The sequence below is a fragment of the Enterobacter sp. Tr-810 genome (assembly GCF_011752765.1).
GTDB classification, from domain to species: domain Bacteria; phylum Pseudomonadota; class Gammaproteobacteria; order Enterobacterales; family Enterobacteriaceae; genus Enterobacter; species Enterobacter soli.
In genome coordinates this window covers 1,124,911-1,148,366 of sequence record NZ_VWWW01000001.1, presented here as the reverse complement: position 1 = coordinate 1,148,366, position 23,456 = coordinate 1,124,911, and the positions used below count along the sequence as shown (strand labels likewise).

Genomic DNA, 23,456 nt, shown 5'->3' with positions numbered 1-23,456 from the left:
GCACTCTTTTCTTCTGCTCCCTCAGACAAGGATATGTTGTGAACGGTGAACTGATTTGGGTCCTCAGCCTGCTTTTAATCGCCATCATTCTCTTTGCTACAGGCAAGGTGCGCATGGATGCCGTCGCCTTGTTTGTGATTGTCGCCTTTGTATTAAGCGGCACACTCACGCTGCCTGAAGCCTTCTCAGGGTTTAGCGACCCTAACGTCATTCTTATTGCGGCCCTGTTTATTATCGGCGATGGCCTGGTGCGTACCGGTGTGGCAACCATTATGGGGGCGTGGCTGGTCAAGGTTGCGGGCAACAGTGAAACCAAAATGCTAGTCTACCTGATGGTAACCGTAGCCGGGCTGGGCGCATTTATGAGCTCTACCGGTGTGGTGGCCATTTTCATTCCGGTCGTCCTCAGCGTCTCCATGCGAATGCAGACCTCGCCATCACGTCTGATGATGCCCCTGAGCTTTGCCGGGCTTATCAGCGGAATGATGACGCTGGTGGCCACGCCGCCAAACCTGGTGGTCAACAGTGAGTTAATCCGTGAAGGATTGCAGGGGTTTAGCTTTTTCAGCGTCACTCCGCTCGGACTGGTGATTCTGGTTCTGGGCGTTATCTACATGCTGCTAACCCGGTTTGCGCTGAAGGGCGAAAAACAGGATAAATCGAAAGACGGCTGGAAGCGGCGCACCTTCCGCGATTTGATTAAAGAGTATCGTCTGACTGGCCGCGCCCGCCGCCTGGCGATCCGCCCGGGCTCGCCGATGGTGGGTCAACGGCTTGATGACCTCAGACTGCGCGAGCGCTACGGCGCGAACGTTATCGGTGTGGAGCGCTGGCGTCGCTTTCGTCGGGTGATTGTTAACGTTAACGGGGTATCAGAATTCCGTGCGCGTGACGTTTTGCTGATTGATATGTCCACGGCAGACGTCGACCTGCGCGAGTTTTGCAGCGAGCAACTGCTTGAGCCTATGGTTCTGCGCGGCGAGTACTTTTCGGATCAGGCGCTGGATGTGGGCATGGCGGAAGTCTCTCTTATCCCGGAATCGGAACTGTTGGGTAAAACCGTGCGCGAAATTGGTTTTCGTACCCGCTACGGCCTGAATGTGGTTGGCCTTAAGCGTGACGGCGTAGCGCTTGAAGGTGCCGTGGTCGATGAACCTATTCTGCTGGGAGATATTTTCCTGGTGGTAGGTAACTGGAAGCTTATCAGTCAACTGGGACAAAAAGGCCGTGATTTTGTGGTGCTCAATATGCCGGTTGAAGAGAGCGATGCCTCTCCGGCTCACAGCCAGGCTCCTCATGCGATTTTTTGCCTGGTGCTGATGGTCGCCCTGATGCTGACCGATGAGATCCCCAATCCGGTGGCGGCAATTATTGCTTGTCTGCTGATGGGTAAATTCCGTTGCATAGATGCGGAAAGTGCCTACAAAGCCGTGCACTGGCCGAGCATTATTCTTATCGTCGGGATGATGCCCTTTGCGCTGGCGCTGCAAAAAACTGGTGGTGTGGATTTGATTGTGAAAGGGTTGATGGACGTTGGTGGGGGCTACGGGCCTTACATGATGCTGGTGTGCTTGTTTGTCATGTGCGCCGCAATTGGCTTGTTTATTTCGAACACCGCAACCGCCGTATTAATGGCACCTATTGCTCTGGCGATGGCAAAATCAATGGGCGTCTCCCCTTATCCGTTTGCCATGATGGTGGCGATGGCAGCATCGGCAGCATTTATGACCCCCGTCTCATCACCGGTTAACACGCTGGTGCTGGGGCCAGGGAACTATAAGTTCAGCGATTTCGTGAAGATTGGTGTGCCCTTCACGGTGCTGGTGATGCTGGTGTGCGTGGTGTTAATTCCGGTTTTATTCCCGTTTTAGCGCGAGCGCAGAAACGTAGGCCGGGTAAGGCGAAGCCGCCACCCGGCAAAAATTACAACGGAGAATCCTGGCTAATTTCGTCCAGCGATAAATGGAAGCTTGGCACAAACACCTGCATAAAATAATCCATCTCATCGCTGCGACGGGCCTCAAGCGTTTTTTCCAGACGCGTTTTTGCCAGAAGAAATTCATTGTTCCCCGCGGATAGCTCTTCCAGACATTTCAGATAGGCGCACAGCGCATCTGCCTGCTTCACCAGCGATTTCTCGTCTTCGGTATAGCTGTGCTCATCGATAAGCGGCTCGAAGATATCGCGTAACTCTTCCGGCACCATGTCGATCAGCTTCTGCTGGGCAATCTTCTCGATCGCTTTATATTCCTGGGCAATCTGCGAATTGAAATATTTCACCGGGGTGGGTAAATCCCCCGTCAGAACTTCTGATGCATCGTGGTACATCGCCAGCAGGGCAATGCGTTCTGCGTTGACCTGTCCGTTAAACTTACGGTTTTTAATGGCTGCCAGCGCGTGGGCGACCATCGCGACCTGCAAACTGTGCTCTGATACATTCTCAGTGCGAACATTGCGCATCAGCGGCCAGCGGTTGATGAGCTTAAGGCGGGAGAGGTGGGCAAAGAAATGACTCTGACTCATAGGTTACCTTTTGTCTTCACAGCGACAGGCTTCATTGTGCGGGGAGGGGAGGGAAGATGCAAATGCGGGTTTTTGTAGGCCGGGTAAGCGTAGCGCCACCCGGCAAGCAAAGCAGTTACTGATGGTAACCAGAGAGGAAGCGCCCGAAGCGGCTGATGGCCATTTCAAGATCATCTTCACGCGGCAGGGTCACGATACGCACGTGATCCGGCCACGGCCAGTTAAACGCAGTCCCCTGAACCAGAAGCACTTTTTCCTGAAGCAAGAAATCGAGCACCATTTTCTGATCGTCATGAATATTGAAGCGCTTCGCATCAATTTTCGGGAACATATAGAGCGCGCCGTTAGGTTTCACGCAGGATACACCCGGAATATCGTTGATGAGCTCCCAGGCACGGTTACGCTGTTCATACAAACGTCCGCCAGGAACGATAAATTCGCTGATGCTCTGGTAACCGCCCAGCGCCGTCTGGATCGCGTGCTGCGCCGGGACGTTTGCGCACAAGCGCATAGAGGCCAGCATTTCCAGCCCTTCGATATAGCCTTTCGCGTGCTTTTTCGGGCCGTTCAGCACCATCCAGCCCTGACGGAAGCCCGCCACGCGGTAGGTTTTTGACAGGCCGTTGAAGGTGACGGTGAGCAGGTCTGGCGCCAGTGCGGCGATAGAGTGGTGCTGCGCTGCGTCGTACAGGATCTTGTCGTAGATTTCGTCAGCGAAAATGATCAGGTTGTGCTGGCGGGCGATCTCTACGATCTCCATTAGCAGTTCTTTGGAGTACACCGCACCCGTTGGGTTGTTCGGGTTGATAATCACGATCCCGCGCGTACGTGGGGTGATTTTGGCGCGGATATCATCCAGATCCGGGAACCAGTCTGAGGACTCGTCGCACAGGTAGTGCACCGCTTTACCGCTGGATAGCGACACAGCAGCCGTCCACAGCGGGTAATCCGGTGCCGGTACCAGCATTTCATCACCGCTGTTCAGCAGTGCCTGCATCGCCTGCACGATCAGTTCGGAAACGCCGTTACCGATATAGATATCTTCCACGGTGACATCACGCATCCCACGCGCCTGATAATGCTGCATGATGGCTTTACGTGCTGAGTAGAGTCCTTTGGAATCGCAATAACCTTGCGCAGTAGGCAGGTTGCGGATCACATCAACCAGGATTTCATCCGGCGCTTCAAAACCAAATGGCGCGGGGTTACCAATGTTGAGCTTCAGAACCTTGTTGCCTTCTTCTTCGAGACGTTTTGCCTCTTTGAGAACCGGGCCGCGAATGTCATAACAGACGTTATCTAGTTTGCTGGATTTTTCGATAGGGGACATGAACCTTTAACCTTTTCGCTATTATTGCCACTCCCTGCCGTGGAAGTCAGCACGGAACAATGTACTCCCACCTCGCTTCGTTTTGAAGGGCGAACAGAAGAAGATTTTGCACAACGGGGTAAATCCTTTGTAATCTATTTCGCTATCCACAAACGATTTGCCTGCCTTAAAGTAACGCCTGTAATGTGGATTTAGGTTTATTGTGCTTTATGAGTCTTGTTTTGTTGCATTTTATGCTGAAATAAATAAAGCTCAGACCCGCAAAGTGGGGAACAGGCGAGCAGTTGCCCTGCGTGACTTTTCGTAAAACCTGAGCTTTAGGGGTGTTGCGCATTATATTGATTAACTGGGTTAAAAGTTGTCCATGTAAATTTAATGTTAAGTGTTATTAATGAATAACCTTAATCTAAATTAAAATTTATTTATTATTACCGATGAAATTGCAACTTTCGTTAATTTTAATAAAATTAGTTAAGTTGCTTATCAACCCTGTTAAATCCTGAATATTGCAATAATACTTATAAATAAAGTGGATTTGGGTTAAGATGTCTTTCAGGAGAGTAGATGAGAGATACTCATGTATTGCCTATCTGAATCAACTTTTCTTATATAATTGATTGTTATTGTTGGAGTTATCTCTGGCTAGAATGTGGAAACCACATCTTGCTACGTTAACAGCGCTGCGATCAAGATGGCAGAAAATGTGCGTTTCCTTTAATGGAATTTACATAAACCTGCAAACATCTAAATATCCTGAACGTTTAAGAGAATAAAAATAACGTCATGAAACGTGATTTCTGACTGTTGGTTTACAGCAGCACAATAACTATCTGTCAGGCAGTCTGCCGGGCCGGGATGCGAGGGAAATCCTTCAGAAGGAATTGTTTAACTGTTACACACAGCTTCAACCCGGGCAGCTCCGCACGAGCAACCTGTAAGTGAATAGATATGATAAATGCAAATCGTCCGATAATGAATCTCGACCTCGATCTGCTGAGAACGTTTGTTGCGGTCGCCGATCTCAACACTTTTGCAGCAGCTGCTGCCGCAGTATGCCGTACCCAGTCAGCCGTGAGCCAACAAATGCAAAGGCTGGAGCAACTGGTCGGTAAAGAGCTTTTTGCACGCCATGGGCGTAATAAGCTTTTAACTGAGCACGGTATTCAGCTTTTAGGTTATGCCAGGAAAATACTTCGCTTTAATGATGAAGCATGTATGTCATTAATGTTTAGCAACCTTCAGGGGGTGCTAACATTAGGCGCATCTGATGAATCTGCTGATACCATATTGCCTTTCCTTCTCAACCGTATTAGTTCGGTTTATCCGAAACTTGCGCTGGATGTTAGCGTAAAACGTAACGCCTTTATGGTGGATATGTTGAAGGGGAATGAAGTTGATTTGGTGGTGACTACGCACCGTCCTGGGCAATTTGATTGTCTGACGTTACGGACCTCACCAACGCATTGGTATTGTGCAGCTGAATATGTCCTGCAAAAAGGTGAGGCTATTCCGCTGGTCTTGCTCGATGATCCAAGCCCGTTCCGCGATATGGTGATTTCTGCGCTGAATGAAGCCAATATCCCGTGGCGTCTGGCCTATGTGGCATCGACCTTGCCAGCAGTGCGTGCCGCCGTGAAAGCGGGGCTTGGTGTAACGGCTCGTCCGGTAGAGATGATGAGCCCGGATCTGCGCGTATTGGGTAAAACCGATGGTCTTCCCGTGCTGCCGGAGACGGAATACCTGCTCTGCCACAATGCGTCCAGCAATAACGAACTGGCGAAGGTCGTGTTCGAGGCCATGGAAAACTACCATAACCCCTGGCAATATGAGCATGTTACTCCCGAAGGGGGGGGCGACTCTCTGATGGTTGAAGGGGATTTTGAGTGATCAATAGCTCAAATTTCTGGTAACAAAATGTAAGTGTAAAAAAAGGCCACTCGCGTGATTTTCTCACGGAGTGGTTTTTTTTTGACAAAAATAACCTTCATCTGACTAGGGTTTAGGTAAATAAGTCTTAATTATCATGCTATTGATATGATTGGTTTAAAATTTAGACAATTTCTGTTCTCAGTTCCTTTCTGGGGTGCTCATGTTAAAAAAACGGGAAATATGTTGCCGTTTTTTTGATTGAATTAACAAAAGCGTGTCTCAGATCAAGAAAATACTCCTATTTGGGGGGAGGAATCGTTGGCGAATCCTGTCAAAATAGGAGGGTTATTTTTTTTACTTCCAAAACGGACACGATTCAACAACATGCATTTGACGTAAAGTCAGGTACCCACCAGGGTTAAAGGGCATGAAATGTTAATGAGAATCGCTCGATGTAATTTAATGTGAAGAAACCTTTGTTAAAGTTGACAAAAGGTTATAGAAAGGAGTAAAAAACCACATCATTTTGCTGTCTACGCCTCATTTCCGACAGTTAGTGTAAGGTTATTTGTTCCTCCCCATGAATCGATGTGATGCCCATCTGCCAGCAAGAGCAGTGTCGTAGGTATCACTTTTGATGAGTAAGCAATGAGTATGTCAACATCCACAGAAGTCATCGCTCATCACTGGGCATTCGCAATCTTTCTTATTGTAGCCATTGGCCTGTGCTGCCTGATGTTAGTCGGCGGCTGGTTCCTGGGCGGTCGCGCCCGCGCAAGGCACAAAAACACACCTTTCGAATCAGGTATTGATTCAGTAGGTTCCGCTCGCTTACGCCTGTCTGCCAAGTTCTACCTGGTAGCCATGTTCTTCGTCATCTTCGACGTGGAAGCGCTTTACCTTTTCGCATGGTCTACTTCCATCCGCGAAAGTGGTTGGGTGGGCTTTGTCGAGGCCGCAATTTTCATTTTAGTGTTACTGGCCGGTCTGGTTTATCTGGTGCGTATTGGCGCGCTGGACTGGACACCTGTGCGTTCACGCCGTGAACACATCAACCCGGAAAACAGTATCTCTAATCGTCAGCAGTAACAGCGAGGCAATAAGATGGATTATACGCTCACCCGCATAGATCCTAACGGTGAGAATGACCGTTACCCCCTGCAAAAACAGGAGATCGTAACCGACCCCCTGGAGCAAGAAGTCAATAAAAGCGTGTACATGGGCAAGCTCGAGCACGCCATGCACGATATGGTCAACTGGGGTCGTAAGAACTCCATCTGGCCATACAACTTTGGCCTTTCTTGCTGCTACGTTGAAATGGTGACGTCATTCACTGCGGTGCATGACGTTGCGCGTTTTGGGGCAGAGGTACTGCGTGCTTCCCCACGTCAGGCCGACCTGATGGTGGTAGCCGGTACATGCTTTACCAAAATGGCACCTGTCATTCAGCGTCTTTATGACCAGATGCTTGAGCCAAAATGGGTTATCTCCATGGGCGCATGTGCAAACTCAGGCGGTATGTACGACATTTATTCCGTTGTGCAGGGCGTTGATAAGTTCATTCCGGTGGACGTGTACATCCCTGGTTGTCCGCCACGTCCGGAAGCTTACATGCAGGCTCTGATGCTGTTGCAGGAGTCCATCGGTAAAGAGCGCCGCCCACTTTCCTGGGTTGTAGGCGATCAGGGTGTGTATCGCGCCAACATGCAGTCTGAGCGTGAGCGTAAACGCGGTGAACGTATTGCAGTCACCAACCTGCGTACGCCTGACGAAATTTAATTTGCGCCTGTGAGCCTGGAGAACACCTTCGCATATCACTACTCAAATAGCGCGAAGCCAGGCTTGACAGTCACCACGGACCATTTGCAATGGTGAACAATATGACCGACTTAACCGCGCAAGAAGCCGCATGGCAAACCCGGGATCATCTGGATGACCCGGTCATTGGCGAGCTGCGCAACCGTTTTGGGCCGGATGCCTTTACTGTTCAGGCCACCCGCACCGGGGTACCCGTAGTTTGGGTGAAGCGTGAACAATTACTGGAAGTTGTCGATTTCCTCAAGAAATTGCCAAAACCATACGTCATGCTGTTTGACTTACACGGCATGGATGAACGTCTGCGTACCCACCGCCAGGGTCTCCCTGCTGCGGATTTTTCCGTTTTCTACCACCTGATCTCAATAGACCGCAACACGGATATCATGCTCAAGGTGGCATTGTCTGAAAACGACATGCATCTGCCGACGATCACTAAACTTTTCCCGAACGCTAACTGGTATGAGCGTGAAACCTGGGAAATGTTCGGCATGACCTTTGACGGCCACCCACATCTGACGCGCATCATGATGCCGCAGACCTGGACCGGCCACCCGCTGCGTAAAGACTACCCGGCACGTGCAACTGAATTCGACCCGTTTGAGCTGACCAAAGCCAAGCAGGATCTGGAGATGGAAGCACTGACCTTCAAGCCGGAAGACTGGGGTATGAAGCGCGGTACCGAAAACGAGGACTTCATGTTCCTTAACCTCGGTCCAAACCACCCGTCAGCGCACGGTGCATTCCGTATTATTCTTCAGCTCGATGGCGAAGAGATTGTCGACTGCGTACCGGATATCGGCTACCACCACCGTGGTGCTGAGAAGATGGGCGAGCGTCAGTCCTGGCACAGCTACATTCCGTATACCGACCGTATCGAATACCTCGGCGGCTGCGTAAACGAAATGCCATACGTGCTGGCCGTTGAGAAACTGGCAGGCATCACCACGCCGGATCGCGTTAATGTCATCCGCGTAATGCTGTCTGAATTGTTCCGTATTAACAGCCACCTGCTCTACATCTCCACGTTCATCCAGGACGTTGGCGCGATGACCCCGGTCTTCTTCGCCTTTACCGACCGTCAGAAAATCTACGATCTGGTAGAAGCGATTACCGGCTTCCGTATGCACCCGGCCTGGTTCCGTATCGGCGGTGTGGCACACGATCTGCCGCGCGGATGGGACCGTCTGCTGCGTGAATTCCTCGACTGGATGCCAAAACGTCTGGCTTCTTACGAGAAAGCCGCGCTGCGTAACACCATCCTGAAAGGCCGTTCCCAGGGCGTTGCTGCTTACGGTGCGAAAGAAGCGCTGGAGTGGGGCACAACAGGGGCAGGTCTGCGTGCGACCGGTATTGATTTCGACGTGCGTAAAGCCCGTCCTTACTCTGGCTACGAGAACTTCGACTTTGAAGTCCCGGTTGGCGGCGGCGTTTCCGACTGCTACACCCGTGTGATGCTGAAAGTGGAAGAATTGCGCCAGAGTCTGCGCATCCTTGAGCAGTGCCTCAACAACATGCCGGAAGGCCCGTTCAAAGCGGATCACCCGCTGACGACGCCGCCACCGAAAGAGCGCACGCTGCAACATATCGAAACCCTGATCACGCACTTCCTGCAAGTGTCCTGGGGCCCGGTCATGCCGGCGCAGGAATCCTTCCAGATGATTGAAGCGACCAAGGGTATCAACAGTTACTACCTGACCAGCGACGGCAGCACCATGAGCTACCGTACCCGTGTGCGTACGCCAAGCTTCGCACACTTGCAGCAGATCCCGGCCGCTATCCGCGGCAGTCTGGTCTCTGACCTGATTGTGTATCTGGGTAGTATCGATTTTGTTATGTCAGATGTGGACCGCTAATTATGCACGAAAATCAACAACCACAGACCGAGGCTTTTGAGCTGAGTGAAGCAGAACGTGCCGCCATTGAGCATGAGATGCACCACTACGAAGACCCGCGTGCGGCGTCCATTGAAGCGCTGAAAATCGTACAGAAACAGCGTGGTTGGGTGCCGGATGGGGCGATCTATGAGATCGCAAAAGTGCTGGGTATTCCGGCAAGCGACGTAGAAGGTGTGGCAACGTTCTATAGCCAGATCTTCCGCCAGCCGGTTGGCCGCCACGTGATCCGCTACTGTGACAGCGTGGTTTGCCACATCACGGGTTATCAGGGCATTCAGGCTGCTATTGAGAAAAAACTCGATATCAAACCAGGCCAGACCACGTTCGACGGTCGTTTTACCCTGCTGCCAACCTGTTGCCTGGGTAATTGCGACAAAGGGCCGACCATGATGATTGATGAGGATACTCACAGTCATCTGACGCCGGAAGCCATTCCTGACCTGCTGGAGCAGTACAAATGAAAACTGTAATTCGTACTGCTGAAACTCATCCGCTGACCTGGCGTCTGCGCGATGACAAACAGCCGGTATGGCTTGAAGAATACGAAAGCAAAAACGGCTATGCCGGTGCGCGTAAAGCCCTGGGCGGCATGGCACCGGACGAAATCGTTAATGCGGTAAAAGACGCTGGCCTGAAAGGGCGCGGCGGTGCGGGCTTCTCCACCGGTCTGAAGTGGAGCCTGATGCCAAAAGACGAATCCATGAACATCCGTTACCTGCTGTGTAACGCCGATGAAATGGAACCTGGCACCTATAAAGACCGCCTGCTGATGGAACAACTGCCGCACCTGCTGGTGGAAGGTATGTTGATCTCCGCGTTTGCGCTGAAAGCATACCGTGGCTACATCTTCCTGCGCGGTGAGTACATCGAAGCCGCAGAAAACCTGCGTCGCGCGATTGCCGAAGCGACCGAAGCGGGTCTGCTGGGTAAAAACATTCTGGGCACCGGTTTTGACTTCGAACTGTTCGTGCACACCGGTGCAGGGCGTTACATCTGTGGTGAAGAAACCGCGCTGATTAACTCCCTCGAAGGCCGTCGTGCGAACCCGCGTTCCAAGCCACCGTTCCCGGCAAGCTCCGGCGTATGGGGTAAACCGACCTGTGTTAACAACGTCGAAACCCTGTGTAACGTTCCGGCGATCCTCGCCAACGGCGTGGAGTGGTATCAGGGCATCTCTTCAAGTAAGGATGCAGGTACCAAACTGATGGGCTTCTCTGGCCGCGTGAAGAACCCGGGTGTCTGGGAGCTGCCATTTGGTACGACCGCGCGCGAAATTCTTGAAGACTATGCAGGCGGGATGCGTGACGGGCTGAAATTCAAAGCCTGGCAGCCAGGCGGGGCAGGAACCGACTTCCTGACCGAGGCTCATCTTGACCTGCCAATGGAATTCGAAAGCATTGGTAAAGCAGGCAGCCGTCTCGGTACGGCGCTGGCGATGGCCGTCGACCACGAGATCGGCATGGTATCGCTGGTACGTAACCTGGAAGAGTTCTTCGCTCGCGAGTCCTGCGGCTGGTGTACACCGTGCCGTGATGGTCTGCCGTGGAGCGTGAAGATCCTGCGTGCTATTGAACGTGGCGAAGGCCAGCCGGGCGATATCGAGACACTTGAGCAACTGTGTCGATTCCTGGGCCCTGGTAAAACCTTCTGTGCCCACGCACCGGGTGCTGTAGAGCCATTGCAGAGCGCGATTAAATATTTCCGCGACGAATTCGAAGCAGGCATCAAGCAGCCGTTCAGCAATACCCATTCAATTAATGGTATTCAGCCGAACCTGCTGAAAGCGCGCTGGTAAAGACAGAATTTTGATTAACGCTCAGAGCTAATCTGAGCCAACTGGAAGCATGCTAATGGCTACGATTCATGTAGACGGCAAAGAATACGAGGTCAATGGGGCGGACAACCTGCTAGAAGCTTGTCTGTCGCTCGGCCTTGATATTCCGTACTTTTGCTGGCATCCGGCGCTGGGCAGCGTCGGTGCTTGCCGCCAGTGTGCGGTGAAGCAATATCAAAACGCGGAAGACACGCGTGGTCGCCTGGTGATGTCCTGTATGACGCCAGCCACCGAAGGCACCTTTATTTCGATTGACGACGAGGAAGCCAAACAGTTCCGCGAAAGCGTTGTGGAATGGTTGATGACCAACCACCCACACGACTGTCCGGTCTGTGAAGAGGGCGGTAACTGCCACCTTCAGGATATGACCGTGATGACCGGTCACAGCTTCCGTCGCTATCGCTTTACTAAACGTACCCACCGCAATCAGGATCTGGGGCCGTTCATCTCTCATGAAATGAACCGCTGCATCGCCTGTTACCGCTGTGTGCGTTACTACAAAGACTATGCAGACGGTCAGGATCTGGGCGTTTATGGCGCACATGACAACGTCTACTTTGGTCGTCCGGAAGACGGTACGCTGGAAAGCGAATTCTCCGGTAACCTGGTAGAAATCTGCCCGACCGGCGTATTCACAGATAAAACGCACTCCGAGCGTTACAACCGTAAATGGGACATGCAGTTTGCTCCAAGCATCTGCCAGCAGTGCTCTCTTGGCTGTAACACCAGCCCGGGTGAACGTTACGGCGAACTGCGTCGTATCGAAAACCGCTATAACGGTACCGTTAACCACTACTTCCTGTGCGACCGTGGTCGTTTCGGTTATGGCTATGTGAACCTGAAAGACCGTCCGCGTCAGCCGGTTCAACGCCGTGGCGATGACCTGATCACCCTGAACGCTGAACAAGCGATGCAGGGCGCGGCAGATATTCTGCGCCAGTCGAAGAAAGTGATTGGTATCGGCTCCCCACGTGCCAGCGTTGAAAGTAACTTCGCGCTGCGTGAACTGGTTGGGGCTGAAAACTTCTACACCGGTATCGCCCAGGGCGAGCAGGAACGTCTGCAACTGGTGCTGAAAGTGCTGCGCGAAGGCGGTATTCATACTCCTGCGCTGCGCGAAATCGAATCCTATGATGCAGTTCTGGTGCTGGGTGAAGACCTGACTCAGACCGGCGCTCGCGCGGCTCTGGCGGTTCGCCAGGCGGTGAAAGGTAAAGCACGTGAAATGGCGGCAGCCCAGAAAGTGGCTGACTGGCAGATTGCAGCAATCCTGAACATCGGCCAGCGCGCCAAGCATCCTCTGTTTGTCACCAGCATTGATGACACCCGTCTGGATGATATTGCGGCGTGGACCTACCGCGCACCGGTTGAAGACCAGGCTCGTCTCGGCTTTGCCATTGCACACGCGCTGGACAACAACTCTCCAGCCGTTGAACTGGATCGCGACTTGCAAAACAAGGTTGACGTGATTGTTCAGGCGCTGGCGGGTGCGAAGAAACCGCTGATTATTTCCGGTACTAACGCCGGTAGCGCCGAGATCGTTCAGGCGGCAGCAAACGTTGCTAAAGCCCTGAAAGGCCGTGGTTCTGACGTTGGCGTGACCATGATTGCCCGTGCGGTGAACAGCATCGGTCTGGGTATGATTGGCGGCGGCTCTCTGGACGCAGCGTTAAGCGAACTGGAAACCGGTGCTGCTGACGCGGTTATCGTGCTTGAGAACGACCTGCATCGTCATGCCTCTGCGTCACGCGTTGACGCTGCGCTGGCAAAAGCGCCACTGGTGATGGTGATTGACCATCAGCGTACCGCGATTATGGATAAAGCGCATCTGGTGCTCTCTGCGGCAAGCTTCGCTGAAAGCGACGGTACGGTGATTAACAACGAAGGCCGCGCACAGCGCTTCTTCCAGGTTTATGACCCGGCGTACTACGACAGTAACACCATCATGCTGGAAAGCTGGCGCTGGCTGCACTCTCTGCACAGCACCGTGCAGAGCCGTGAAGTGGACTGGACGCAGCTTGACCACGTTATCGATGCGGTTGTGGAAAAACTGCCTCAGCTGGCGGGCATCAAAGATGCTGCACCTGACGCAAGCTTCCGTATTCGCGGCCAGAAACTGGCGCGTGAACCGCACCGTTACAGCGGTCGTACCGCAATGCGTGCCAACATCAGCGTGCATGAACCTCGTCAGCCGCAGGACAAAGACACCATGTTCGCCTTCTCTATGGAAGGGAACAACCAGCCGTCTGCGCCGCGCTCTCAGGTTCCGTTTGCATGGGCTCCAGGCTGGAACTCCCCACAGGCATGGAACAAGTTCCAGGCAGAAGTGGGCGGCTCCCTGCGTCACGGCGATCCGGGTGTGCGTCTGATTGAAGCCTCCGAAACCGGTCTGGATTTCTTCAGCGCCGTGCCGGCAAGCTTCCAGGCTCAGGATGGCAACTGGCGTATTGCGCCGTACTACCATCTGTTTGGTAGCGACGAAATGTCCCAGCGTTCTCCGGTATTCCAGCAACGTATGCCGCAGCCTTACATCAAGCTCAACCCGGCAGACGCCGCGAAGCTTGGCGTGAATGCGGGCGCGAACATTGCCTTTAGCTACGATGGCCAGACAATCAGCCTGCCGCTGATTATCTCCGAAGGTCTGACAGCAGGGCAGGTGGGTCTGCCGATGGGGATGCCTGGCATCGCTCCGGTACTGGCGGGCGCGCGTCTTGATAACTTGCAGGAGGCAAAAGCATGAGTTGGTTAACGCCGGATCTTATCGACATCCTGCTGAGCATTCTGAAAGCGGTTGTGATTCTGCTGGTGGTCGTCACCTGTGGCGCGTTCATGAGCTTTGGTGAACGTCGTCTGCTCGGTCTGTTCCAGAACCGTTACGGACCGAACCGCGTGGGCTGGGGTGGTTCACTCCAGCTGGTCGCGGACATGATCAAGATGTTCTTTAAAGAGGACTGGATCCCGCGCTTCTCGGATCGCGTGATCTTTACTCTGGCACCGATGATCGCCTTTACCTCACTGCTGCTGGCGTTTGCCATCGTACCAGTCAGTCCAACATGGGTTGTGGCTGACCTGAACATCGGCATTCTGTTCTTCCTGATGATGGCAGGCCTCGCGGTTTACGCGGTACTGTTTGCAGGCTGGTCCAGTAACAACAAATACTCCCTGCTGGGTGCGATGCGTGCTTCCGCGCAGACGCTGAGCTACGAAGTATTCCTGGGTCTTTCCCTGATGGGCGTGGTGGCGCAGGCCGGTTCATTCAACATGACCGACATCGTCAACAACCAGGCCGATATCTGGAACGTTATCCCGCAGTTCTTTGGTTTTGTTACCTTTGCTATCGCGGGCGTGGCGGTGTGTCACCGTCACCCGTTTGACCAGCCAGAAGCCGAACAGGAACTGGCCGACGGTTACCACATTGAATATTCCGGTATGAAATTCGGTCTGTTCTTCGTGGGCGAGTACATCGGTATCGTCACCATTTCCGCGTTGATGGTAACGCTGTTCTTTGGTGGCTGGCATGGCCCGTTCTTACCGCCGTTCATCTGGTTCGCGCTGAAAACCGCGTTCTTCATGATGATGTTCATTTTGATTCGTGCGTCATTACCGCGTCCTCGTTATGACCAGGTAATGTCCTTCGGCTGGAAAGTGTGCCTGCCGCTGACGCTCGTCAACTTGTTGGTAACGGCAGCTGTCATTCTCTGGCAGCAGCCATAAGGGGCTTTAGACCATGACCTTAAAAGAATTATTGGTAGGCACCGGCACCCAGCTACGCAGTATCTGGATGATCGGCCTGCACGCGTTTGCCAAACGCGAAACCCAGATGTACCCGGAAGAGCCGGTATATCTGCCGCCGCGCTACCGTGGCCGTATCGTGCTGACGCGCGATCCAGACGGTTCCGAGCGCTGCGTTGCCTGTAACCTGTGTGCGGTAGCGTGTCCGGTAGGCTGTATCTCTCTGCAAAAAGCAGAGACGGTAGATGGCCGCTGGTATCCTGAGTTCTTCCGCATCAACTTCTCACGCTGCATCTTCTGCGGTCTGTGTGAAGAAGCGTGCCCAACCACGGCGATTCAGCTGACTCCAGACTTCGAGCTGGGTGAGTACAAGCGTCAGGATCTGGTGTACGAGAAAGAGGATCTGCTGATTTCCGGTCCGGGCAAATACCCGGAATATAACTTCTACCGGATGGCGGGTATGGCAATCGACGGCAAAGATAAGGGCGAAGCAGAGAACGAAGCCAAGCCTATCGACGTCAAGAGCCTGTTACCGTAAGGAGAGGGCAATGGAATTCGCTTTTTATATCTGTGGCCTTATCGCCATCCTGGCTACGCTGCGAGTGATTACGCACACCAACCCGGTGCATGCGCTGCTCTATTTAATCATTTCGCTGCTGGCTATTTCCGGGGTGTTCTTTGCGCTGGGCGCGCACTTTGCCGGTGCGCTGGAAATCATCGTCTACGCCGGGGCCATCATGGTGCTGTTCGTCTTCGTGGTGATGATGCTGAACCTGGGCGGCTCTGAAATTGAGCAGGAACGTCAGTGGTTAAAACCGCAGGTGTGGATTGGCCCGGCAATTCTGTCGGCCATCATGCTGGCGGTGATCGTTTACGCCATTCTGGGCGTGAACGACCAGGGTATCGACGGCACGCCAATCAGCGCGAAAGCCGTGGGTATTACCCTGTTTGGCCCGTACGTTCTGGCGGTTGAACTGGCCTCCATGCTGCTGCTGGCAGGTCTGGTTGTTGCCTTCCACGTTGGCCGCGAAGAGCGTGCCGGCGAGGTGCTGAGCAACCGCACTGACGACCGCGCGAAAAGAAAAACGGAGGAACGCGCATGATCCCCTTAACACATGGACTGATCCTCGCTGCGATTTTATTCGTTCTGGGTCTGACCGGCCTGGTTATCCGCCGCAATCTGCTGTTTATGCTGATCGGCCTGGAAATCATGATTAACGCTTCCGCGCTGGCCTTTGTGGTTGCCGGTAGCTACTGGGGCCAGACCGATGGTCAGGTGATGTACATTCTCGCCATCAGCCTCGCGGCTGCCGAAGCGAGTATTGGCCTGGCGCTGTTGTTGCAGCTCCATCGTCGCCGCCAGAACCTGAACATCGATTCAGTAAGTGAGTTGCGTGGATGAACATGCTTGCCTTAACCATTATTTTTCCGCTGATTGGCTTCGTGCTGCTGGCGTTTTCTCGTGGCCGCTGGTCGGAGAATCTGTCTGCTACCGTTGGCATTGGCTCTATTGGTCTGGCGGCGCTGGTAACAGCGTACGCGGGTATCGATTTCTTCAACAACGGACGCCAGCCTTTCAGCGTGCCGCTGTGGACCTGGATGTCGGTCGGTGATTTCAACATCGGTTTCAACCTGGTGCTGGATGGTCTGTCTCTGACCATGCTCTCCGTGGTGACCGGCGTGGGCTTCCTGATCCACATGTTCGCCTCCTGGTATATGCGCGGTGAAGAGGGTTACTCCCGCTTCTTCGCCTACACCAACCTGTTTATCGCGAGCATGGTCGTTCTGGTGCTGGCCGATAACCTGTTGCTGATGTATCTGGGCTGGGAAGGCGTGGGTCTGTGTTCTTACCTGCTGATCGGTTTCTACTACACCGATCCGAAGAATGGCGCAGCGGCCATGAAAGCGTTTGTCGTGACCCGTGTGGGTGACGTGTTCCTCGCTTTCGCGCTGTTCATTCTCTACAACGAACTGGGCACGCTGAACTTCCGCGAAATGGTGGAACTGGCGCCAGCTCACTTCGAAGCAGGCAACAACATGCTGATGTGGGCAACGCTGATGCTGCTGGGTGGTGCTGTGGGTAAATCCGCGCAGCTGCCGTTGCAGACATGGCTGGCAGACGCGATGGCGGGTCCAACCCCTGTCTCCGCGCTGATCCACGCAGCGACCATGGTTACCGCGGGTGTTTACCTGATTGCACGTACCCACGGTCTGTTCCTGATGACCCCGGAAATTTTGCATCTGGTGGGTATTGTGGGTGCGGTCACTCTGGTGCTGGCAGGCTTTGCAGCGCTGGTTCAGACCGACATCAAACGCGTTCTCGCGTACTCCACCATGAGCCAGATTGGTTACATGTTCCTGGCGCTGGGCGTTCAGGCATGGGACGCGGCGATTTTCCACCTGATGACGCACGCCTTCTTTAAAGCGCTGCTGTTCCTCTCATCCGGTTCCGTGATCCTGGCCTGCCACCACGAGCAGAACATCTTCAAAATGGGCGGACTGCGTAAGTCCATCCCGCTGGTATATGTTTGCTTCCTGGTGGGCGGCGCGGCGCTGGCGGCACTGCCGCTGATTACCGCGGGCTTCTTCAGTAAGGATGAAATCCTTGCGGGTGCCATGGCGAATGGTCATATCAATCTGATGGTTGCAGGTCTGGTCGGTGCGTTCATGACCTCTCTGTATACCTTCCGTATGATTTTCATCGTATTCCACGGTAAAGAACAAATTCACGCTCACGCAGGGAAGGGGATTACCCACCACCTGCCGCTGATTGTGCTGCTGGTACTGTCCACCTTCGTTGGCGCAATGATTGTGCCACCGTTGCAGGGCGTACTGCCGGACACCACTGAGCTTGAGCACGGTCGCGTTCTGACGCTTGAAATCACCTCTGGTGTGGTCGCTATTGCGGGCATCCTGATTGCTGCATGGCTGTGGCTGGGGAAACGTACGCTGGTAACGTCTGTTGCCAACAGTGCGCCAGGCCGTCTGCTGGGCACCTGGTGGTACAACGCGTGGGGCTTCGACTGGCTGTACGACATGATTTTCGTCAAGCCGTTCCTGGGCGTTGCGTGGCTGGTGAAACGCGATCCACTGAACAGCATGATGAATATCCCGGCGATCCTGTCCCGCTTTGCAGGTAAAGGCCTGCTGTTCAGCGAGAACGGTTACCTGCGCTGGTATGTGGCGTCCATGAGCATCGGTGCGGTTGTCGTACTGGCGCTGCTGATGGTGTTGCGTTGATCGTTAAGTGAATTTTATTCGAATTCGTTGAAAATCAGGCCCCTGCTGGGGGCCTTAAAAAGGAATGTAAATCGCCATGTTACTACCCTGGCTAATATTAATTCCCTTCATCGGCGGCTTCCTGTGCTGGCAGACTGAACGCTTTGGCGTGAAGATGCCGCGCTGGATCGCGCTGATCACCATGGGATTGACGCTCGCACTTGGTCTGCAACTGTGGTTGCAGGGTGGCTATTCTCTGACGCAGTCTGCGGGTATTCCGCAGTGGCAGTCTGAATTTGTTCTGCCGTGGATCCCACGTTTTGGCATTACTATCCACCTGGCCATTGATGGTCTGTCGCTGCTGATGGTAGTGCTGACCGGTCTGCTCGGCGTTCTGGCGGTACTTTGCTCCTGGCGAGAAATCGAAAAATACCAGGGCTTCTTCCACCTGAACCTGATGTGGATCCTGGGCGGCGTCATCGGCGTGTTCCTTGCCATCGACATGTTCCTGTTCTTCTTCTTCTGGGAGATGATGCTGGTGCCGATGTACTTCCTGATCGCGCTGTGGGGCCACAAGGCATCCGACGGTAAAACGCGTATCACGGCGGCAACCAAGTTCTTCATCTATACCCAGGCGAGTGGTCTGGTGATGCTGATTGCTATCCTGGCGCTGGTGTTTGTTCACCACAACGCGACCGGTATCTGGACCTTCAACTATCAGGATCTGCTGAAGACGCCAATGTCTCACGGCGTTGAATATCTGCTGATGCTGGGCTTCTTCATCGCCTTCGCGGTGAAAATGCCGGTAGTTCCGCTGCACGGCTGGCTGCCAGATGCACACTCCCAGGCACCAACGGCGGGTTCCGTTGACCTGGCGGGCATCTTGCTGAAAACCGCGGCCTACGGTCTGCTGCGTTTCGCACTGCCGCTGTTCCCGAACGCCTCCGCTGAGTTCGCACCGATTGCCATGTGGCTGGGTGTGATTGGTATCTTCTACGGTGCCTGGATGGCGTTTACGCAGTACGACATCAAACGTCTGATTGCTTACACCTCCGTTTCCCACATGGGCTTCGTGCTGATTGCTATCTACACCGGCAGCCAGCTGGCATACCAGGGCGCGGTTATTCAGATGATTGCGCACGGTCTGTCCGCAGCCGGCCTCTTCATCCTGTGTGGCCAGCTGTACGAACGTCTGCACACGCGCGATATGCGTATGATGGGCGGTCTGTGGAGCAAAATCAAATGGCTGCCAGCGCTGTCCATGTTCTTTGCGGTTGCCACCCTGGGGATGCCAGGTACCGGTAACTTCGTCGGCGAATTTATGATTCTGTTCGGCAGCTTCAAAGTGGTTCCGGTGATTACCGTTGTCTCTACATTCGGTCTGGTGTTCGCTTCTGTGTACTCACTGGCGATGCTGCACCGCGCTTACTTCGGTAAAGCGAAGAGTGAGATTGCTGCACAAGAACTGCCTGGGATGTCGCTGCGTGAGCTGTTCATCATCCTGTTGCTGGTCGTACTGCTGGTGCTGTTGGGCTTCTATCCACAGCCGATTCTGGATACCTCGCATTCCGCGATGGGTAACATCCAGCAGTGGTTTGTTAATTCTGCTTCTACTACAAGGCCGTAATTCGCCATGACAATAACTCCACAACAACTGATCGCGCTGCTACCGCTGCTGATCGTCGGATTGACGGTGGTGGTTGTGATGCTCTCCATTGCGTGGCGACGCAATCACTTCCTGAATGCGACCCTGTCCGTTCTGGGTCTGAACGCTGCGTTGGTTTCCCTCTGGTTTGTTGGCCAGGCGGGCGCGATGGATGTCACCCCGCTGATGCGTGTTGACGGCTATGCCATGCTGTATACGGGGCTGGTTCTGCTGGCGAGTCTGGCAACCTGTACCTTTGCGTACCCATGGCTTGAAGGCTACAACGACAACAAAGAAGAGTTTTACCTGCTGGTACTGATTGCCGCACTGGGCGGCATTCTGCTGGCGAACGCGAACCACCTGGCTGCGCTGTTCCTCGGTATTGAGCTTATCTCTCTGCCGCTGTTCGGCCTGATTGGTTACGCCTTCCGTCAGAAGCGTTCGCTGGAAGCGAGTATCAAGTACACCATTCTGTCAGCGGCGGCATCATCGTTCCTGCTGTTTGGTATTGCGCTGCTGTACGCACAGTCCGGTAACCTCTCTTTCGTGGCGCTCGGCAAGAGCCTCGGCGACGGGATGCTGCACGAACCGCTGCTGCTGGCTGGCCTGGGTATGATGATTGTTGGCCTCGGCTTTAAACTGTCTCTGGTTCCGTTCCACCTGTGGACGCCAGACGTATACCAGGGTGCTCCGGCTCCGGTATCGACCTTCCTGGCGACGGCGAGCAAAATCGCCATCTTCGGTGTGGTAATGCGTCTGTTCCTGTACGCTCCAGTGGGTGATAGCGAAGCGGTTCGCGTGGTGCTCGGCATTATCGCGTTCGTTTCCATCATCTTCGGTAACCTGATGGCGCTGAGCCAGACCAATATCAAACGTCTGCTGGGCTACTCGTCTATCTCCCATCTGGGTTACCTGCTGGTGGCACTGATTGCGCTGCAAAGCGGTGAGATGTCGATGGAAACCGTAGGCGTGTATCTGGCAGGTTATCTGTTCAGCAGCCTCGGCGCGTTCGGCGTGGTGAGCCTGATGTCCAGCCCGTACCGTGGCCCGGATGCAGATTCCCTGTTCTCTTACCGTGGTCTGTTCTGGCACCGTCCGATTCTGTCTGCGGTCATGACCGTGATGATGCTGTCTCTGGCCGGTATTCCGATGACACTGGGCTTTATCGGTAAGTTCTACGTTCTGGCAGTCGGTGTGCAGGCTGGCCTGTGGTGGCTGACCGCGGGTGTGGTGATTGGCTCCGCGATTGGTCTGTACTACTACCTGCGCGTGGCTGTGAGCCTGTACCTGAGTGCACCTCAGCAGCTCAACCGCGATGCACCAACCAACTGGCAGTACAGCGCCGGGGGTATTGTGGTGCTGATCTCCGCGCTGCTGGTACTGATCTTCGGTATCTACCCGCAGCCGCTGATCACCATCGTGCAGCACGCGATGCCGCTGATGTAAGCAAGGTAAAAACAAAAAACCCGCCTCGGCGGGTTTTTTTATGGTTTTCTCCCTCTCCTTGTGGGAGAGGGCCGGGGTGAGGGCACCAGTCCGCACGAACTTAAGCCAGCTGCTTCCTGCTAATCAACGGCCCGTCAATCTTCTTCACCGAACGCTCCAGCACTTCTTCGATAACCGACGACAGCTCGTTAAGCTCAAACTTCGCCACATACCCGTCGGCCTTCACCTTGCGGATATGGTCTTCGTTGGCATTCCCTGAAAGGGACGAGTGGATCACCACCGGAATATCTTTCAGAACCGGGTCAGTTTTAATTTTGCGCGTCAGCGTAAAACCGTCCATCTCTGGCATTTCGAGGTCGGTCAGCACCAGGGCGATTTTATCGGTGATCGGCACACCTTCAGCCTGCGCCTGGGCAGCGAGAACGCCAATTTTTTCCCATGCGTCTTTGCCGGTGATATGCAGCTGGGCCGGGATCTCCATTGCCTGCAAGCCTTTCTCCAGCATGGAGCGCGCAACTTTAGAATCTTCCGCCACGATAGCCACTGCGCCAGGCTTGATGTTGAATTTCGTGGTTTGCAGATTGGTGGCGTGCAGATCGTGGTTCGCCGGGGTGATGTCATACAGGATTTGCTCAACGTCCAGCACCATCGCCAGATCGTTGGTATCGGTCTTCTCATCAAGACAGGCAATGCTGGTGATGTAACGCCCGCTGACGGCAGTTTCCGCTGCGTGCACCTGCTTCCAGTCCAGACGCATGATGTTCTCGACCGATTCCACAGCAAAGGCCTGCACGCTGCGGGCATATTCCGTAATCAGCAGAATGTTCAACCCGGTTGTAGGTTTGCAACCCGCGACGGCAGCCAGGTCGATCACCGGGATCACCTGGTCGCGAATGTTCACCATTCCCATCAGTGGTGATTTCATTCCCGCGGGTTTGGTGAATTCCGGCATCGGCACAATTTCGCGCAGCTTAAAAACGTTAATGCCAAACAGCTCGGATTTGTTTTCATTCAGAGAGGTGCCAAGACGGAACAGCAACAGCTCAAAACGGTTCGACAGGGTCAGATTCGCCCTGTCATCAATATCTTTCTGGAAATTATCCATTCTACCCTCAAGTGAAATGCTGACCTTTTAATCGTTATCGGCATCCTGAGGGAAAAATGAAGGACTAAACGCTGACCTGAGTGAAATCTTCCGCCAGCTCGCAGTTTGCAAACACCTCGCGGCACTCCGCCAGCAGATTTTCACAGCCGTGGGCGTCGTAACGAGAGCTGACGTGCGTTACGATTAACTTCCTTACACCCGCGTCCAGCGCAAGCCGGGCGGCCTGACGGGTAGAGCTATGGCCACGGCTGTTGGCTTTCTCTTCCATTGCCGTTTCGAGTGTGGCTTCATGCACCATCACATCAACACCCTGAGCAAGCTCATGTGCACCAGGGCATGGCGCGGTATCGCCAAAAATCGCCAGCGTCTTGCCAGGCAATGGCGCCGAAAGATAATCCTGCCCGTTTATCATCCGCCCGTCTTCAAGCTCAACGGTTTCGCCCTGTTTCAGCCGCTGGAACAATGGCCCCGGGCGCACGCCGTCGGCAATCAGCGCCGCGGCGTTAAGCGTGCCCGGTTTATCATGCTCTTCAATGCGATAGCCATAACACTCAACGGGGTGGTTTAGCTGCCGGGCAATGACCCGGTAAGCGCCATCATCGAAGACCAGCCCATCGGTAATCTCAATGACCTCCAGCGGATAGTCGGTCCACGAACCGCTCAGACGCAGCGTGGTTTCAACAAATTCTGCGATCCCCGCAGGGCCATAAATGGTCAGGGGATTGGCATTCCCGGCCATTGAGCGGCTGCATAGCAGGCCGGGCAGACCAAACAGATGATCCCCGTGCAGGTGGGTAATGAAGATTTTATCGAGCTTACCGGGATGATAAGTCGTGTGTAATAGCTGATGCTGCGTGCCTTCGCCACAGTCAAATAACCATAGCCCGCCACGGGTGGGATGCTGCAAATCCAGCAGCATGGCCGTTACATTTCGTGAACGGGTTGGCACGCCGGCGGAAGTACCCAGAAAAATCAGTTCCATAACACAGTCAGACCCTTTGCTGAATGGGGAGGGGTCTAGTATAACGTGATGAACACTA

At 53.9% G+C, this 23,456-nt stretch carries 19 protein-coding genes; 15 read left to right on the top strand and 4 right to left on the bottom strand.

The features are described from left to right. Positions 1-38 precede the first annotated feature (38 nt). Positions 39-1,871, top strand: a complete 1,833-nt coding sequence (locus F3J30_RS05355) for an SLC13 family permease (RefSeq protein WP_014071112.1) — start codon at positions 39-41, stop codon at positions 1,869-1,871. Positions 1,872-1,923: 52 nt separating this feature from the next. On the opposite strand, the gene yfbR is transcribed toward F3J30_RS05355, so the two are convergent. Both yfbR and alaA read right to left on the bottom strand, forming a co-directional pair. Next, positions 1,924-2,523: a 5'-deoxynucleotidase gene (yfbR, locus tag F3J30_RS05350; RefSeq protein WP_014071111.1), complete on the bottom strand. Its 600-nt coding sequence runs from the start codon at positions 2,521-2,523 to the stop codon at positions 1,924-1,926. 115 nt (positions 2,524-2,638) lie between these two features. Then, entirely contained in the window at positions 2,639-3,853 is a 1,215-nt protein-coding gene (gene alaA / locus F3J30_RS05345; protein ID WP_003861471.1) for an alanine transaminase AlaA, read from the bottom strand. A gap of 948 nt (positions 3,854-4,801) precedes the next feature. Between alaA and lrhA the strand changes: the two genes are divergently transcribed. From lrhA to nuoN, 14 genes are all read left to right on the top strand, one after another. Continuing rightward, the gene (gene lrhA, locus F3J30_RS05340; protein ID WP_014071110.1) at positions 4,802-5,740 is read left to right on the top strand and encodes a transcriptional regulator LrhA; all 939 of its coding nucleotides are present in this window, start codon (positions 4,802-4,804) and stop codon (positions 5,738-5,740) included. 630 nt (positions 5,741-6,370) lie between these two features. Continuing rightward, positions 6,371-6,811 (top strand): NADH-quinone oxidoreductase subunit NuoA, encoded by a 441-nt coding sequence (nuoA, locus tag F3J30_RS05335; protein WP_014071109.1) that lies wholly within the window; start codon positions 6,371-6,373, stop codon positions 6,809-6,811. A 15-nt stretch (positions 6,812-6,826) separates the two neighbouring features. After that, positions 6,827-7,501 (top strand): NADH-quinone oxidoreductase subunit NuoB, encoded by a 675-nt coding sequence (gene nuoB / locus F3J30_RS05330; protein WP_003861482.1) that lies wholly within the window; start codon positions 6,827-6,829, stop codon positions 7,499-7,501. An 89-nt stretch (positions 7,502-7,590) separates the two neighbouring features. Next, on the top strand, positions 7,591-9,393 hold the full coding sequence (gene nuoC, locus F3J30_RS05325; protein ID WP_014071108.1) for an NADH-quinone oxidoreductase subunit C/D: 1,803 nt from the start codon (positions 7,591-7,593) through the stop codon (positions 9,391-9,393). A gap of 2 nt (positions 9,394-9,395) precedes the next feature. Then, positions 9,396-9,896: an NADH-quinone oxidoreductase subunit NuoE gene (gene nuoE, locus F3J30_RS05320; protein ID WP_014071107.1), complete on the top strand. Its 501-nt coding sequence runs from the start codon at positions 9,396-9,398 to the stop codon at positions 9,894-9,896. Continuing rightward, positions 9,893-11,230 carry an NADH-quinone oxidoreductase subunit NuoF gene (nuoF, locus tag F3J30_RS05315; protein WP_014071106.1) on the top strand — a complete coding sequence of 446 codons (1,338 nt, stop codon included), beginning with the start codon at positions 9,893-9,895 and terminating at the stop codon, positions 11,228-11,230. The genes nuoE and nuoF overlap by 4 nt, the downstream gene beginning before the upstream one ends. A 55-nt stretch (positions 11,231-11,285) precedes the next feature. Further along, positions 11,286-14,009, top strand: a complete 2,724-nt coding sequence (gene nuoG, locus F3J30_RS05310) for an NADH-quinone oxidoreductase subunit NuoG (RefSeq protein WP_166716414.1) — start codon at positions 11,286-11,288, stop codon at positions 14,007-14,009. Next, complete coding sequence (gene nuoH / locus F3J30_RS05305) at positions 14,006-14,983, top strand: NADH-quinone oxidoreductase subunit NuoH (RefSeq protein ID WP_006176509.1); 978 nt, start codon at positions 14,006-14,008, stop codon at positions 14,981-14,983. Before nuoG ends, nuoH begins: the two co-directional genes overlap by 4 nt. A gap of 13 nt (positions 14,984-14,996) precedes the next feature. Continuing rightward, entirely contained in the window at positions 14,997-15,539 is a 543-nt protein-coding gene (nuoI, locus tag F3J30_RS05300; protein WP_014071104.1) for an NADH-quinone oxidoreductase subunit NuoI, read from the top strand. 10 nt (positions 15,540-15,549) lie between these two features. Beyond that, a complete protein-coding gene (nuoJ, locus tag F3J30_RS05295) occupies positions 15,550-16,104 on the top strand; it encodes an NADH-quinone oxidoreductase subunit J (protein ID WP_006811379.1) in 555 nt (184 codons plus the stop codon). After that, complete coding sequence (nuoK, locus tag F3J30_RS05290; RefSeq protein WP_003861496.1) at positions 16,101-16,403, top strand: NADH-quinone oxidoreductase subunit NuoK; 303 nt, start codon at positions 16,101-16,103, stop codon at positions 16,401-16,403. The genes nuoJ and nuoK overlap by 4 nt, the downstream gene beginning before the upstream one ends. Then, positions 16,400-18,241 carry an NADH-quinone oxidoreductase subunit L gene (nuoL, locus tag F3J30_RS05285; protein ID WP_014071102.1) on the top strand — a complete coding sequence of 614 codons (1,842 nt, stop codon included), beginning with the start codon at positions 16,400-16,402 and terminating at the stop codon, positions 18,239-18,241. The genes nuoK and nuoL overlap by 4 nt, the downstream gene beginning before the upstream one ends. A 76-nt stretch (positions 18,242-18,317) precedes the next feature. Further along, the gene (nuoM, locus tag F3J30_RS05280; protein ID WP_014071101.1) at positions 18,318-19,847 is read left to right on the top strand and encodes an NADH-quinone oxidoreductase subunit M; all 1,530 of its coding nucleotides are present in this window, start codon (positions 18,318-18,320) and stop codon (positions 19,845-19,847) included. Positions 19,848-19,853: 6 nt separating this feature from the next. Further along, positions 19,854-21,311, top strand: a complete 1,458-nt coding sequence (gene nuoN, locus F3J30_RS05275) for an NADH-quinone oxidoreductase subunit NuoN (protein ID WP_014071100.1) — start codon at positions 19,854-19,856, stop codon at positions 21,309-21,311. Between the two features lie 100 nt (positions 21,312-21,411). Here the strand turns inward: nuoN and F3J30_RS05270 are convergent, their stop codons facing one another. Both F3J30_RS05270 and rnz read right to left on the bottom strand, forming a co-directional pair. Further along, positions 21,412-22,416, bottom strand: coding sequence for a chemotaxis protein (locus F3J30_RS05270; RefSeq protein ID WP_014071099.1), 1,005 nt, complete (start codon positions 22,414-22,416; stop codon positions 21,412-21,414). A 64-nt stretch (positions 22,417-22,480) separates the two neighbouring features. Further along, entirely contained in the window at positions 22,481-23,398 is a 918-nt protein-coding gene (gene rnz / locus F3J30_RS05265; protein WP_166716411.1) for a ribonuclease Z, read from the bottom strand. Between the last annotated feature and the right edge of the window lie 58 nt (positions 23,399-23,456).